Annotated in this window: 12 protein-coding genes; 9 read left to right on the forward strand and 3 right to left on the reverse strand. The window is 70.8% G+C overall.

The features are described from left to right. Positions 1-117 precede the first annotated feature (117 nt). Together psbA and H6G99_RS00505 are read right to left on the reverse strand one after the other, a co-directional pair. Positions 118-1194: a photosystem II q(b) protein gene (gene psbA / locus H6G99_RS00500; protein WP_094585933.1), complete on the reverse strand. Its 1077-nt coding sequence runs from the start codon at positions 1192-1194 to the stop codon at positions 118-120. A gap of 170 nt (positions 1195-1364) precedes the next feature. Further along, complete coding sequence (locus H6G99_RS00505; protein ID WP_233133974.1) at positions 1365-2780, reverse strand: YcjF family protein; 1416 nt, start codon at positions 2778-2780, stop codon at positions 1365-1367. A gap of 138 nt (positions 2781-2918) precedes the next feature. Between H6G99_RS00505 and H6G99_RS00510 the strand changes: the two genes are divergently transcribed. From H6G99_RS00510 to H6G99_RS00525, 4 genes are all read left to right on the forward strand, one after another. Beyond that, the gene (locus tag H6G99_RS00510) at positions 2919-3503 is read left to right on the forward strand and encodes a hypothetical protein (protein ID WP_353617131.1); all 585 of its coding nucleotides are present in this window, start codon (positions 2919-2921) and stop codon (positions 3501-3503) included. Positions 3504-3518: 15 nt separating this feature from the next. Beyond that, positions 3519-4076, forward strand: coding sequence for a DUF8668 family protein (locus tag H6G99_RS00515; protein WP_190609291.1), 558 nt, complete (start codon positions 3519-3521; stop codon positions 4074-4076). After that, the gene (trpS, locus tag H6G99_RS00520) at positions 4073-5110 is read left to right on the forward strand and encodes a tryptophan--tRNA ligase (RefSeq protein WP_190609292.1); all 1038 of its coding nucleotides are present in this window, start codon (positions 4073-4075) and stop codon (positions 5108-5110) included. Before H6G99_RS00515 ends, trpS begins: the two co-directional genes overlap by 4 nt. Before the next feature lie 303 nt (positions 5111-5413). Further along, positions 5414-6064 (forward strand): glycoside hydrolase family 24 protein, encoded by a 651-nt coding sequence (locus tag H6G99_RS00525; protein WP_190609293.1) that lies wholly within the window; start codon positions 5414-5416, stop codon positions 6062-6064. 6 nt (positions 6065-6070) lie between these two features. Here H6G99_RS00525 and H6G99_RS00530 read toward each other — a convergent pair whose 3' ends face one another. After that, on the reverse strand, positions 6071-6604 hold the full coding sequence (locus H6G99_RS00530) for a TM2 domain-containing protein (protein ID WP_233133972.1): 534 nt from the start codon (positions 6602-6604) through the stop codon (positions 6071-6073). 131 nt (positions 6605-6735) lie between these two features. On the opposite strand from H6G99_RS00530, the gene thrS reads away from it, so the two are divergent. The 5 genes from thrS to H6G99_RS00555 all read left to right on the forward strand — a co-directional run bounded on the left by thrS (position 6736) and on the right by H6G99_RS00555 (position 14484). Beyond that, a complete protein-coding gene (thrS, locus tag H6G99_RS00535; RefSeq protein ID WP_199296891.1) occupies positions 6736-8583 on the forward strand; it encodes a threonine--tRNA ligase in 1848 nt (615 codons plus the stop codon). Next, complete coding sequence (locus H6G99_RS00540) at positions 8580-9611, forward strand: glucokinase (RefSeq protein ID WP_094585927.1); 1032 nt, start codon at positions 8580-8582, stop codon at positions 9609-9611. Before thrS ends, H6G99_RS00540 begins: the two co-directional genes overlap by 4 nt. 36 nt (positions 9612-9647) lie before the next feature. Beyond that, the gene (gene thrB, locus H6G99_RS00545; RefSeq protein WP_094585926.1) at positions 9648-10622 is read left to right on the forward strand and encodes a homoserine kinase; all 975 of its coding nucleotides are present in this window, start codon (positions 9648-9650) and stop codon (positions 10620-10622) included. A gap of 93 nt (positions 10623-10715) precedes the next feature. Then, positions 10716-12308, forward strand: a complete 1593-nt coding sequence (locus H6G99_RS00550) for an NAD(P)H-quinone oxidoreductase subunit 4 (RefSeq protein ID WP_094585925.1) — start codon at positions 10716-10718, stop codon at positions 12306-12308. A 61-nt stretch (positions 12309-12369) separates the two neighbouring features. Next, complete coding sequence (locus tag H6G99_RS00555; protein WP_190609294.1) at positions 12370-14484, forward strand: M3 family metallopeptidase; 2115 nt, start codon at positions 12370-12372, stop codon at positions 14482-14484. The last annotated feature ends 2 nt before the right edge of the window (positions 14485-14486 follow it).

Below are 14486 nucleotides of genomic sequence, written 5' to 3' on the forward strand. Positions count from 1 at the left end.
GATGGCCGCCAAGGAAAAGCCCCCTCGGCGTCCGCAGGGGACAGAGGGGGCTGGGGGGGGCAGGGGTGGATCGGTGAGCGCCCCGCGGGACGCAGCCGATCGCGGGTGCCGAGGGAATCAGCCGATCGCCGGGGCCTGCAGGGCCACGGGAACGGACTGCACGGTGGCCAGATCGAGGGGGAAGTTGTGGGCGTTGCGCTCGTGCATCACTTCCATGCCGAGGCCGGCACGGTTGAGCACGTCGGCCCAGGTGTTGATCACCCGGCCCTGGCCATCAAGGATGGACTGGTTGAAGTTGAAGCCGTTCAGGTTGAAGGCCATCGTGCTCACGCCCAGGGCGGTGAACCAGATGCCGACCACGGGCCAGGCGGCCAGGAAGAAGTGGAGGCTGCGGCTGTTGTTGAACGAGGCGTACTGGAAGATCAGGCGACCGAAGTAACCGTGGGCAGCCACGATGTTGTAGGTCTCTTCCTCCTGGCCGAACTTGTAGCCGTAGTTCTGGGACTCGGTCTCGGTGGTCTCACGCACCAGGGAGCTGGTGACGAGCGAACCATGCATGGCGGAGAACAGGGAGCCACCGAACACACCCGCCACACCCAGCATGTGGAAGGGGTGCATCAGGATGTTGTGCTCAGCCTGGAACACCAGCATGAAGTTGAAGGTGCCGCTGATGCCGAGGGGCATGCCGTCGGAGAAGGAACCCTGACCAAAGGGGTAGATCAGGAACACCGCGAAGGCCGCCGAGAGGGGGGCGGAGTAGGCGACGCAGATCCAGGGGCGCATGCCGAGCCGGTAGGAGAGCTCCCACTGGCGGCCCATGTAGGCCGAGATGCCGATCAGGAAGTGGAAGACCACCAGCTGGTAGGGGCCACCGTTGTACAGCCACTCGTCAAGGCTGGCGGCTTCCCAGATCGGGTAGAGGTGCAGACCGATGGCGTTGCTGGAGGGAACAACGGCGCCGGAGATGATGTTGTTGCCCTGGATCAGGGAGCCGGCGACGGGCTCACGGATGCCGTCGATGTCGACGGAGGGGGCCGCGATGAAGGCGACGATGAAGCAGATGGCGGCGGCCAGGAGGCAGGGAATCATCAGCACACCGAACCAACCGACGTAGATGCGGTTGTTGGTGGAGGTGACCCAGGCGCAGAAGCTTTCCCAGCTTTCCGAGCGGCCGCTGCGAATGGCAGTGGTCATGGAAGTAAGACGGTAGGAAGACGCAGTGATACCTCCACAAGGGAGGTGCGTTCACACTAAGAAATCTCCTGGGATCCCGAACCTGAGCGCAACGATCCTTCAGGCAATCGGGTCGATACGCAATGAATATTCATGAAGAGACTTCATGAAAGCACGTCATGAAAACAGCGTCACACCGCGGGCGGCAGGGATGGCGCGGCCAGTGATGACGGGGATGGTGTTGTCAGCTGCTGGCTGATCCAGGTCCGAGCCTGCTGCAGGAAACCGGACCAGTCGAGCTTCTCCGCCTCGGCCGCCCGCGCCACCAGCAGGGGGGCTTCCCGCTTGATCCGCTCGAGGTCCGGAGCCTCGACGCCGACGGAGAGGGCCAGCACATCGGCCATGGCATGGCTCACCACCCGGGTCAGGTAGGCCGCGCTCAGGGCCTGGACCGCCCCGCCCACCAGCCAGGTGGCGCCGTGGAGGCGCGCGGCGGCGATCAGGGCCTGGCTGCTCCACTCCACCACCCCCAGCAGCAGGGAGGCCTTGCCCAGTTCCACCGCGGCGGCCTTGAGCTGTTCGGTGCTCCAGGGGCAGCCCCAGAGACGGGCCATCTCCTGCAGCATCAGGCCGTTGGCCGCCGCCAGCACCAGCAGATCGAGGGAGGGCAGGGGCGCGGCGAACACGCCGGCCGCCACGATCCACTGGGTGCGCTGCTGCAGCTGGACCAGCCGTTGCCGCCGCAGCCGTTCCAGATCGGCCTGCCAGCACCGGTGCAGGGCCTCGATGCGCCGCAGGGGCGTGGCCCGGCGCAGGGACGCTCCCTCGGCCGCCAGCCAGCGGGCCAGGGGCTGCAGGCTGGCGGTCAGGGCTTCGGGGCAGCCGTCCCACGGCAGCAGCCGGTCAGCGGCGGCGCCGGGCCACTGGGAGGCCAGTTCGGCCGCCAGGTCGGCCGGATCGCAGGGGGCCTCCGGTTGCACCAGCAGCCACAGGGGCTGGACCTTGGGCACCGCCTCCAGCCAGCGCAGATCGGCGGCCCGCAGGGGGGTCACCAGGTGGAACAGCACCACATCGGCGGCGGCGAAGCCCTCCGGCCACTGGCGCTCCCGGCTCACCGCCGGCAGGGCCTCACCCCACCGCAGGCTCAGGGCCAGCCGGCCGCGCAGGGCCTGCTGCAGCGCAGGGGCCCAGGAGGCGTCGGGAGCGACGGAGCCCACCAGGGCGAGCTGGAGACCGGGCCGGGCCCCCTCCTCCCTCAGGGCGGCAAGGCCGGCGCGGCGCTGGATCTGGCCTTCGCCCGGCTCTCCCTCGGCCGTCTCCCCCTTCAGATGCTCGAACTGGAGCAGCAGCTCCTCGCAGCGCCGCACCCAGGCGTCGAAGCTGGCGGGCAAGCGGGGCGGTGCCAGGCGGGCGGGCCGCCGGCCCAGCCACCACCAGCCCGCCGCCACCCCGGCGATCCCCACCAGACCCAGTCCTTCGCCGGGCAACGCCCGCAGCAGCAGTTCGCCCCCGATCACCCCCCCGGCCAGCAACAGGGCCTGCCTGCCCCAGCCGGCGGGCAGCAGGGAGGCCAGGGCGGCGGGGCGCAGGGGGTCCGGTGGCGTCACGGGTGGGTACCGGCGGCGATGCCTCTCTAGCTCAGAAGTGACGGGGCTCACACCCCCGCGTCCACCTCCCTTAAGACACCGTCCCTGCAGATCCCTGCTGGACCCAGCATGATTCAGCTTGTCGTCCGGGTCGCCTCCGTGCCGTCTTCCGATGCCCGTTACGGCAAGGCTGTGACGTCCGGCCCGGCTGCGACGCTGGACGGCCTGTTCCTGCTGGACCCCCACCTCGAGGAGCTGCGTCGCGCCCAGGAGGAACTGGAGGGCAGCGACCACTGGCACGGCGGCCTGCCGGTGCTGCTGCTGGAGCGCTGCTGGCTGCGCCTGAGCCGGGTCCCGGTGGAACACCTGGCCAGCCGCCTGCCGCCGGACTGCAGCCAGGAGGCCCCCGAGCTGCGGCGCTACCGGGAGCTGGTGGCCGCCGGTCGTCCGGCCTGGGAGGCCGAGCGGCTCTGCTGGGAGGACTTCGGGGCGGAGGCCTGCCGGGAGGCGTTGCGGAAGTTCTGGGCCGCCCAGGAGCGCGGCACCCAGGGCTGGACGCTCGAGACCTACCTGGACCTGCTCCAGCAGTACCGGCTGCGCTTCGCCGCCGGCGGGCCCCGGCCCGTGCCGCTGCTGGTGCTGGCCCGGCGGGATGGCAGCTCCCGCCTGGGCAGGCACCGGCTGCTGTGGCTGGGTCCTGACGTCGCCGCCGGCCGGACGTCGATGCGCGACACTTGCCCCTGATTGCGGGCTGCGGCCATGGCGGACGACACCAACACCCCTCATCCCGTGGGCTCAGGCCGCGGGGATGCCCCCGAGCGGGGCGGCCGTTCGGGGCCGAACCGGGAGCCCGGCGGCTTCCGCATCCGCCTCAGCGACAACGAGATGCAGGCCGCCCGCGCCCTGCAGGAGGCCTTCGGCCTGCGCTCCACCGTCGCGGTGCTGGGTTTTGCCCTCCGCACCCTCGCCGACCAGCTGGACAAGGGACAGCTCGAGGCCTTGGTGGCCGAGCACCGGGCCCAGGCGGGATCCCGCACCCCCGCCCCCCGGGGGGGTGAGCCCCGCCGGGGCGGTGGCGATGGCCAGCCCCGCCAGGTGGGCCGTGGCGGCCACGGCGGTGCCCGCATCGACCCCTTCGCCCGGCCCAGCCGGCCCGCGGCCCCGGTGGCGGTGATCGAAGCCGAAGCCCCGGCTGAAGCGCCGGAGGCCGAGGCCGAATCCCAGGAGCCCGCCGTGGCCGTGGAGACTGCCCCTGAGACGGCCGAGGGGGCGACGGCTTCCGCCGACACCGAGGGCGACGCCACTCCCGAAGCGTGAGCGACACCGGCGCCAGGACGGCGCGCCCCCGGGTGCTGTCCGGCGTGCAGCCCACCGGGGCCCTGCACCTGGGCAACTGGCTGGGGGCGATCCGCAACTGGGTGGCCCTGCAGGACAGCCACGAGACCTTCTTCTGCGTGGTCGACCTGCACGCGATCACCGTGCCCCACGATCCGAAGCGCCTGGCGGAGGACACCCTCACCACGGCGGCCCTCTACCTGGCCTGCGGCATCGATCCGCAGCGTTCGACGGTGTTCGTTCAGAGCCACGTCAGCCAGCACAGCGAGCTCTGCTGGCTGCTCAACTGCGTCACGCCGCTCAACTGGCTGGAGCGCATGATCCAGTTCAAGGAGAAGGCGCTCAAGCAGGGCGACAACGTCTCCGCCGGCCTGCTCGATTACCCGGTGCTGATGGCCGCGGACATCCTTCTCTATGACGCCGATCGGGTGCCGGTGGGGGAAGACCAGAAGCAGCACCTGGAGCTGGCCCGCGACATCGCCCAGCAGCGCATCAACGCCCGCTACGCCCCGGATCCTGAGCACCCCGTCCTCAAGGTGCCCGAGCCCCTGATCCTGAAGGAGGGGGCCCGGGTGATGAGCCTCACCGACGGCAGCAGCAAGATGAGCAAGAGCGACCCCAACGAGGGCTCCCGCATCACCCTGCTGGACCCGCCCGAGCTCATCACCCGCAAGATCAAGCGGGCCAAGACCGACCCGGTCATGGGGCTGGAGTTCGGCAACCCGGAGCGGCCGGAGGCCGACAACCTGCTCAGCCTCTATGCCCTGCTCTCCGGCGTTGGTCGCGAGCGGGCGGCGGCGGACTGCGCCGCCATGGGCTGGGGGGCCTTCAAACCCCTGCTGGCTGATGCCGCGGTGGAGGCCCTGCGGCCCCTGCAGCAGCGCTACACGGAGTTGCGCAGCGACCCTGGCCACCTCGAGTCGGTGCTCAGGGACGGGAGGGAGCGGGCTTCGGCCGTGGCCGCCACGACCCTGCAGCGGGTCCGGGGTGCCCTCGGTTTCCTGGCTCAGGATTGAACCGGGGCGCGGTCCTGGCGGCAAGGGGCCCGAGGAAAGCGTGAATCAATCGTTATGTATTGATCACGACAGCTGATCGTTTGCTGTGGGTGTACCGGCACCTGCCGGTTGCCCGGTGGGGGCGGTCAGCGGCCGCCGGTTTCCCGCGCCTCCCTGCTCCCGACTGAATATTTCCTGAAAGCCCGCCTTCTGGAGGGGGTTCGCAAGCACACCGGGCCCCGGTCTGTCCAGTACGGGCGACGGGGTCTCGCGTCCAGGGCCCGGGCCTGAGCAGGGTCATGGATCCCTGACGACCGCTTGCCCTTGCGTCGCCCCCTCCCGTCGCCGCCGAAGCCGCTCCAGCGTGGCCCCCTCACACTGGTGCTGCTCCTGATGCTGCCGATGGTGCAACGCCCGGCCGCCCCCGTCCCCCCACAGGTGGTCCGTCCCGCCCCCCAGCCCGCCGCCCGGCCGGTGGTGGCGAGCGCCCCCGGCCCCTACGGGATCACCCCCGAGCGGCGCGCCCTGCTCAACACGATCCGCTACGCCGAAGGCACCTGGCTGGGTGGCAGCGACGACGGCTACCGGGTGCTCTTCGGCGGGGACCGCTTCGGCGACCTCAGCCGTCACCCCGACACCGTGGTGCGGCGCGGCTATGCCAGTGCCGCCGCCGGTGCCTACCAGTTCCTGCCCACCACCTGGGATCGGGCGGCTGAACGCCTCGGACTCCGGGACTTCGGCCCCGCCAGCCAGGACCAGGCCGCCCTGCATCTGATCCAGCAGCGCGGTGCCCTGGGGAGCTTCGACCGCCAGGGCCTGACGCCCGAGGTGCTGGCACGGCTGGCACCGGAATGGGCCTCCCTGCCGAACCTGGCGGGCGACAGCCACTACGGCCAGCCGGTGAAGTGCCGCACCGAGCTGCAACGCTTCTACGACCGGGAACTGGAGCGGCAGCGGCGCCTCACCAGTGCCTGATCGGCCTCACGGTTCCCGGTAGACCACCCGGCCCCGTTCGTCGTTGCCCACGTCCAGCAGGTGGTTGAGCAGCAGCCGCTCGATCTCGGCGCTGACCACACTGCTGTTGGCCTGGGGGGGCAGCTGGAGCTCCAGCAGGGCGTCGTTGAGGGTGAAGCCGGCCTTGCCGGTGCGGCGGGCGAGCTGGAGCAGCTGGCGTTCGATCGGCGGGTAGGACGCCGTCTCGCGGCCCGCCAGGGCCTCCTCCAGCAGCAGCGACTGGTTGGCCTGGCGCACCATGTCGGGCAGCAGCACCAGATCCAGCAGCTGGCCGATGCCGCAGAGGCCGAAGGTGAGCAGCCAGAGGGTGCCGCTCAGGGGCTTGCGGTTGTAGAAGCGCGGCAGGCCGCACAGCCCCACCAGGCAGGTGCACCACAGCAGGTAGCTGAGGGCGACGCTGCGCCGTTCGGCCGCCCGGTTCAGCCCCGATCCCTCCGGGACAACGGGAGCTGGCCGCTGCACTGCGCTCTGGACGGGTCCTGGCGTGGGTCGGGCGGCCATCAGAGTGCTCAGCCCCTCCAACTTAGGGCCGATCGACGGTCGCACCGGCCCCCGGTACCGACCCCCGGTACCGGCGCTGGCCGGGGGGCCATCGGTGGGCCTGGATACCATGCCTTCAACAGGTTGCCTCCATGACGTCCGCGCCCCCTTCACCGGTGCCACCGGCCTCCAGCCCCGCCGCCTCCAGTGGTGTCGCCACCGAGGCTGCCGCCATCGTGCTGCCGAAGACGAGCGAAAGCCCCCAGCTGCTGCGCATCCGCCATTCGATGAGCCACGTGCTCGCCATGGCGGTGCAGAAGCTCTTCCCAAGGGCGCAGGTCACCATCGGTCCCTGGACCGAGAGCGGCTTCTACTACGACTTCGACAACCCGGACCCCTTCACCGAGGCTGATCTCAAGGCCATCCAGAAGGAGATGGGCAAGATCATTGCCCGCAAGCTTCCCCTGGAGCGCATCGAAGTCAGCCGCGAGGAGGCGGAGCGGCGGATCCGGGCCCAGAACGAGCCCTACAAGCTGGAGATCCTGGAGGGGCTCAGCGAGCCGATCACCCTCTACACCCTGGGCGACCAGTGGTGGGACCTCTGCGCCGGTCCCCATGTGGCCAACACCGGCGAGCTCAACCCCAAGGCCTTCGCCCTCGAAAGCGTGGCCGGGGCCTACTGGCGGGGTGATGAGAAGCGCGCCCAGCTGCAGCGCATCTACGGCACCGCCTGGGAAACGCCCGAGCAGCTGGCGGAGCACAAGCGGCGCAAGGAGGAGGCCCTGCGCCGTGACCACCGACGGCTGGGCACCGACCTGGACCTGTTCTCGATCGAGGAGGAGGCCGGCGCCGGTCTGGTGTTCTGGCACCCCCGCGGTGCCCGCATGCGGCTGCTGATCGAGGACTTCTGGCGCGCGGCCCACTTCGAGGACGGCTACGAGCTCCTCTACACCCCCCACGTGGCCGACCTGAGCCTCTGGAAGACCTCGGGCCACCTCGACTTCTACAGCGAGAGCATGTTCGGGCCCATGGCGGTGGACGAGCGGCAGTACCAGCTCAAGCCGATGAACTGCCCGTTCCACGTGCTCACCTTCGCCAGCCGGCTGCGCTCCTACCGGGAGCTGCCGATCCGCTGGGCCGAGCTCGGCACCGTCTACCGCTACGAGCGGCCCGGGGTGATGCACGGGCTGATGCGGGTGCGCGGCTTCACCCAGGACGACGCCCACGTCTTCTGCCTGCCGGAGCAGATCTCCGATGAGATCCTGCGGGTGCTCAACCTCACCGAGCGCATCCTCTCCACCTTCGATTTCCGCAGTTACGAGATCCATCTCTCCACCCGCCCCGAGAAGTCGATCGGCGAGGACGCGGTGTGGGAGCTCGCCACCGCCGGCCTGGTGGAGGCCCTGGAGCGCAAGGGCTGGGCCTACAAGGTGGACGAGGGGGGCGGCGCCTTCTACGGGCCGAAGATCGACCTTAAGATCGAGGATGCGATCGGCCGGCTGTGGCAGTGCTCCACGATCCAGCTCGATTTCAACCTGCCGGAACGCTTCGATCTGAACTACGTGGCCGCCGACGGCAGCCGCTGCCGGCCGATCATGATCCACCGCGCCATCTTCGGCTCCCTGGAGCGCTTCTTCGGCGTGATGGTGGAGAACTACGCCGGCGATTTCCCCTTCTGGCTCGCCCCCGAGCAGGTGCGGCTGCTGCCCGTCACCGATGAGGCCCTCCCCTGGGCCGAAGAACTCCGGGGCCTGCTGGCGGCCTCCGGCATCCGCGCCGGCATCGACCACAGCGGGGATCGGCTCGGCAAGCTGATCCGCAACGGCGAGCAGATGAAGATCCCGGTGCTGGGGGTGATCGGTGCCCGGGAAGCCGAAACCCGCACGGTCAGCCTGCGCAGCCGCCGCCAGGGGGATCTGGGCAGCGTGGCCGCGGACGCCCTGGTGGCCGCCGCCGCCACGGCCAACGCTGGCCGGCTGGCCACCCTGGCCCTGGCATGAGCCTCCTGCTGGCGGGCGACATCGGTGGCACCAAGACCCTGCTCAGCCTCTGGCGGCCAGGTGGGGAGCGGCCCGAGCTGGTGCTGGAGGAGCGGTTCGCCTCGGCGGACTGGCAGGACCTGGCCCCGATGGTGCGCCACTTCCTGGCCGTCGCCGGGCCGGTGGCCGGCGGTGTTCCGGCCGCCGCCTGCTTCGCGGTGGCCGGTCCGGTGGAGGGGGGGCGGGCCCGGCTCACCAACCTTCCCTGGGTGCTCGACAGCGCCGGCCTGGCCCGCAGCTGCGGGCTGCCGCTGGTGGAGCTGGTCAACGATTTCGCCGTGCTGATCTACGGCCTGCCCCATCTCGATGCGGCCCAGACGGCTCCCGTGCGCGAGGGCCAGCGGGATCCCCAGGCGCCTCTGCTGGTGCTGGGGGCCGGCACCGGCCTGGGGGTGGCCATGGGCCTGCCCACCGCCGCGGGCCTGCGGGCCATCCCCAGCGAAGCGGCCCACGGGGAGTTCGCCCCCCGTTCCGCGGCGGAATGGGACCTGAAGCAGTGGCTCAGGGCCGATCTGGCCCTGGAGCGGATCTCGATCGAGCGGGTGGTGAGCGGCACCGGTCTGGGGCACGTGGCCCGCTGGCTGCTCGACCGGCACCACCCCGGCGGCGACCACCCCCTCAGCGGCCCTGCCCGGCTCTGGAGCGAGGCCGGCGATGGGCCGGACCGGGCCGACCTGCCGGCGGCGGTGGCCCTCGCCGCCGCCGCCAGGGATCCCCTGGCGGCTCGGGCCCTGGAGCTCTGGCTGGGTGCCTATGGCAGTGTCTGCGGCGATCTCGCCCTGGCCTGTCTGAGCCGCGGCGGACTCTGGCTGGCGGGGGGCACGGCCGCCAAGCTGCTGGACGGCTTGCGCTCCGAAGCCTTCCAGGGCCCGTTTCTGAACAAGGGCCGGCTGCGCTCCACCCTGGAGCCGATGCCCATCACCGCCGTGGTGGATCCTGGGGTCGGCACCTTCAGCGCCGCCTGCCGGGCCCGGATGCTGCTGGGCTGAGTCGGCTGCAACACTGAGCCCAACGACAGGTTGTTTATGGTCCGGCCCCAGATCGGCCAGGGGGTGGTGGTGGCGGTACCCGCCACCACCGCCAACATCGGCCCGGGTTTCGATTGCCTCGGCGCCGCCCTGGATCTCGGCAACCGCTTCGAGCTGCGGGTGATCGAGGGGGGTGGTGAGCGGTTCGAGCTGATCATTGAGGGTCCCGAGGGGGCCCACCTGCGCGGCGGCCCCGACAACCTCGTCTACCGCTCGGCCCAGCGGGTCTGGCGCGAGGTGGGGGTGGAGGCGGTGGCCCTGGAGGCGCGGGTGCAGCTGGCGGTGCCCCCCGCCCGGGGTCTGGGCAGCAGCGCCACCGCCATCGTGGCGGGCCTGATCGGCGCCAATGCCCTGGTGGGGGAGCCCCTCAGCCGCGAGAAGCTGCTGGAACTGGCCATCGACATCGAGGGCCATCCCGACAACGTGGTTCCCTCCCTGCTCGGCGGGCTGTGCCTGACGGCGCGGGCCGCCTCCCACCGCTGGCGGGTGGTGCGCTGCGAGTGGAACCCGGCCGTGAAGGCCGTGGTGGCCATCCCCACCATCCGGCTGAGCACGAGCGAGGCGCGCCGCGCCATGCCGCGCAGCATCCCGATCAGCGACGCCGTGATGAACCTGGGGGCCCTCACCCTGCTGCTGCAGGGGCTGCGCACGGGCAACGGCGATCTGATCGCCGATGGCATGCACGACCGCATCCACGAGCCCTACCGCTGGGGACTGATCCAGGGGGGGAGGGCCGTGCGGGAGGCCGCCATGGAGGCCGGGGCCTGGGGCTGCGTGATCAGCGGCGCCGGGCCCAGTCTGCTGGCCCTGGCCCCGGAGGAGCGGGCGGCGGCGGTGGGGGAGGCCATGACCCACGCCTGGCTGGGGGAAGGGGTGAGCAGCCACAGCGCCGTGCTGGGACTCCAGGAGGGCGGCAGCACCTGGGCCACCCTGCCGGAGGGGAGCCACCCACAGACCGTTCTCGGTGAGTAGAACTACCCAGTTGATAGGCTCTGCCGCCCGGGGACATCGTCCCGAAGCGGCAGCGTCTGCCGTCATACTTCCTGCCTGGAGCACCCCACAGTGATGGACGCCAGCCTGCCTCTTTCGCTCGCGTCCTCTTCCCTACCTTCCGGACTCACCGAGGCGGGTTTTCCGTGGCTCAGCCTGATCGTGCTGCTGCCCGCCACCGCCGCCCTGGTGATGCCCCTGCTGCCCGGTGACGGCAGCGACCCCCGCCTTCCCCGCACCCTGGCCCTGGGGGTGCTCGGCGTGGATCTGGCCCTGATTCTCTGGGTCTTCGCCCGCCATTACGACGCCAGCCTCGGCGGCCTGCAGCTGGTGGAGCGCGTGGCCTGGGTGCCGGCCCTCGGCCTGGAATGGTCCCTCGCCGCCGATGGTCTCTCCGCCCCCCTGGTGGTGCTCAGCGGCCTGGTCACCCTGCTCTCGGTGGCGGCCAGCTGGAACATCCGCCTCAAGACCCGCCTCTACTTCGCCCTGCTTCTCGTGCAGGCCACGGCCCAGAGCCTGGTGTTCCTCTCCCAGGACTTCCTGCTGTTCTTCCTGGCCTGGGAACTGGAGCTGGTGCCCGTCTACCTGCTGATCGCCATCTGGGGCGGCAAGCAGCGCCAGTACGCCGCCACCAAGTTCATCCTCTACACGGCCACCGCCTCCCTGCTGATCCTGATCAGCGGCCTGGCGCTGGCCCTCTCCGGCGACACCTTCACCCTCAACCTCAGCGAACTGGCGGCCCGTTCCCCCGGCGGAACCTTCGGCCTGCTCTGTTACCTGGGCTTCCTGGTCGGTTTCGGGGTCAAGCTGCCGATGTTCCCGCTGCACACCTGGCTGCCCGATGCCCACGGCGAGGCGAATGCGCCGGTGTCGATGCTGCTGGCGGGGGTGCTGCTCAAGATGGGGGGCTACGCCCTGCTGCGTTTCAACGTCCAGATGCTGCCGGAGGTGCACCTGCGGCTGGCCCCGGCCCTGATCGTTCTGGGGATCATCAACATCATCTACGGGGCCCTCAACGCCTTCGCCCAGGACAACGTCAAGCGCCGCATCGCCTGCAGTTCCGTCAGCCACATGGGCTTCGTGCTGCTGGGCATCGGCGCCGTCGATGCCCTGGGGATGAGCGGCGCCATGCTGCAGATGATCAGCCACGGGCTCATCGCCGCGGCGATGTTCTTCGTCACCGGCGTCTTCTACGAGCGCACCGAGACCCTCTCGATCCCCAACATGGGCGGTCTGGCCAAGGTGCTGCCGATCACCTTCGCCTTCTTCCTGGCCAGCTCCATGGCCTCCCTGGCCCTGCCCGGGATGAGCGGCTTCATCAGTGAGATCACCGTGTTCCTCGGGGTCACCTCCTACGACGGCTTCACGGTCGGCTTCCGGGTGATCACCATCGTGCTGGCCGCCATCGGCCTGGTGCTCACCCCGGTCTATCTGCTGTCCCTCTGCCGCCGGGTGTTCTTCGGTCCAAGGATCCCGGCCCTGGCGGTGGTGGGTGACATGAAGCCCCGGGAGCTGCTGATCGGTCTCACCCTGCTGGTGCCCACCCTGGTGATCGGCTTCTGGCCGCGGGTGGCGATCGATCTCTACGAAGCCAGCACCAACGGCCTGGCGGCCGAATTGGCCAGCCATGGCGCCGTGGCCATGGGACGGATGGCCGCCCTGGGCTGAGCCGCCGTCCGGCGCCCGGGTGGGCTGAAATGGGGTCTTCCATCGAAGCGGCAGCCCGGCGATGACCACCACCCTCCAGAGCCCCCCCGCCCTGCTGGCCGGCGAGGGCCTGCCCCGCTTCGAGGCCATCACCCCCGACCAGGTGGTGGCCCACATCCCGGCGCTGCTGAGCACGCTCCAGGCGGAGCTCGATCGGCTGGAGGCGGATCTGGCGGCGGCGGCGGCGGCGGGCCGGAACCTGGCCTGGGCGGAGGTGATGGATCCCCTGCACCGGCTCGGGGAGCGGCTGCGCTGGAGCTGGGGGGTGGTCAGCCACCTCAACGGCGTCTGCAACAGCCCGGAACTGCGGGAGGCCCATGCCAGCCAGCAGGCGGCGGTGGTGGCCTTCGGCAACCGGGCCGGCCAGAGCCGGGTGCTGTTCGAGGCGCTGCGCAGCCTCCAGGCCCAGGGCGGACTCGATCCCACCCAGGAGCGGATCCTGACGGCGGAACTGCGCGACATGGAGCTGCGGGGCGTGGGCCTGGAGGGCGAGGCCCAGGAGGCCTTCAACGCCGCCAGCCAGGAGCTGGCGGAGCTGGCCACCGCGTTCGGCAACCGGGTGCTCGATGCCACCAACGCCTGGACCCTGCGGCTCAGCGATCCGGCCGAGGTGGAGGGGTTGCCCGAGAGCCTCAAGGAGCAGCTGGCCCAGGCCGCCCGCGACGCCGGCGATGGCGAGGCCACATCTAGCGAGGGCCCCTGGCTGCTGGGGCTCGACATGCCCCGCTTCGGCCCGTTCCTGAAGTACAGCCGTCGCAGCGACCTGCGGGAGATCGCCTACAAGGCCCACGTGAGCCGGGCTTCGGGCAAGACCGACGGCAACTGGCCGGCGATCGAGCGGATCCTCACCCTGCGGCGGGAGCAGGCCCAGCGCCTGGGCTACGGGTCCTGGGCCGAAGTGAGCCTGGCCGCGAAGATGGCGGGTTCGGTGGCGGACGTGGAGGCCCTGCTGGAGGACCTGCGCACCGCCGCCTATCCGGTGGCCCTCCAGGAACTGGAGGCGTTGCGCGCCTGTGCGGCCCGCGAGGGGGCGGCCGAGGCGGCGGATCTCAAGCCCTGGGATGTCAGTTTCTGGGCGGAGGTGCGGCGCCAGGAGGCCTTCGATCTCGACAGCGAGGCCCTGCGGCCCTGGTTCCCCCTGCCCCGGGTGCTCGATGGGCTGTTCGGGCTCTGCGACCGCCTGTTCGGCATCCGCATCCACCCCGCCGATGGGGAGGCGCCCGTCTGGCATCCGGACGTGCGCTTCTTCCGCGTCGATGACGCCGGCAGCGGCGAGCCCCTAGCGGCCTTCTACCTGGATCCCTACAGCCGCCCCGGCAGCAAGCGCGGCGGCGCCTGGATGGATGAATGCCTGGTGCGCTCGGTGGACGCCGCCGGTGCGCCCGTGCTGCCCGTGGCCTATCTGGTCTGCAACCAGAGCCCGCCGGTGGGTGAGACCCCCAGCCTGATGACCTTCGAGGAGGTGGAGACCCTATTCCACGAGTTCGGCCATGGCCTCCAGCACATGCTCACGACGGTGGAGCGCCCCCAGGCGGCCGGCATCAACAACGTGGAATGGGATGCGGTGGAACTGCCCAGCCAGTTCATGGAGAACTGGTGCTACGACCACGCCACCCTGATGGGCATGGCCCGCCACTGGCAGAGCGGCGAACCGCTGCCGGAGGCGGAGTTCGCCAAGCTCCAGGCCGCCCGCACCTTCATGGGCGGTGCCGCCACCCTGCGCCAGGTGCACTTCGCCCTCACCGACCTGCGGCTCCACAGCCAGTGGACGCCGGAGTGCGGCCGGACCCCGGAGCAGCTGCGCCGGGAGATCGCCGTCACCACCACGGTGCTGGAGCCGATCGAGGAGGACGCCTTCCTCTGCTCCTTCGGCCACATCTTCGCCGGCGGCTATTCCGCCGGCTACTACTCCTACAAGTGGGCCGAGGTGCTCAGCGCCGATGCCTTCAGCGCCTTCGAGGAGGTGGGGCTGGAGAACGAGGCGGCGATCCAGGCCACCGGCCGCCGCTTCCGCGAGACGGTGCTCAGCCTCGGCGGCAGCCGCCACCCCGGCGAGGTGTTCGAGACCTTCCGGGGCCGGCCCCCCAGCCCGGAGGCCCTGATCCGGCACTCGGGGCTGGTGGCGGCAGGGGGCTGAGG

Source organism: Synechococcus sp. FACHB-909 (genome assembly GCF_014698945.1).
In the GTDB taxonomy this organism is placed as follows: domain Bacteria; phylum Cyanobacteriota; class Cyanobacteriia; order PCC-6307; family Cyanobiaceae; genus Cyanobium.

Coding starts and splice junctions, on each gene's coding strand:
- psbA (WP_094585933.1), bottom strand. CDS start 1,194: ATGACCACTGCCATTCGCAGCGGCCGCTCGGAAAGCTGGGAAAGCTTC.
- H6G99_RS00515 (WP_190609291.1), top strand. CDS start 3,519: ATGGCGGACGACACCAACACCCCTCATCCCGTGGGCTCAGGCCGCGGG.
- H6G99_RS00530 (WP_233133972.1), bottom strand. CDS start 6,604: ATGGCCGCCCGACCCACGCCAGGACCCGTCCAGAGCGCAGTGCAGCGG.
- thrS (WP_199296891.1), top strand. CDS start 6,736: ATGACGTCCGCGCCCCCTTCACCGGTGCCACCGGCCTCCAGCCCCGCC.
- H6G99_RS00540 (WP_094585927.1), top strand. CDS start 8,580: ATGAGCCTCCTGCTGGCGGGCGACATCGGTGGCACCAAGACCCTGCTC.
- thrB (WP_094585926.1), top strand. CDS start 9,648: ATGGTCCGGCCCCAGATCGGCCAGGGGGTGGTGGTGGCGGTACCCGCC.
- H6G99_RS00550 (WP_094585925.1), top strand. CDS start 10,716: ATGGACGCCAGCCTGCCTCTTTCGCTCGCGTCCTCTTCCCTACCTTCC.
- H6G99_RS00555 (WP_190609294.1), top strand. CDS start 12,370: ATGACCACCACCCTCCAGAGCCCCCCCGCCCTGCTGGCCGGCGAGGGC.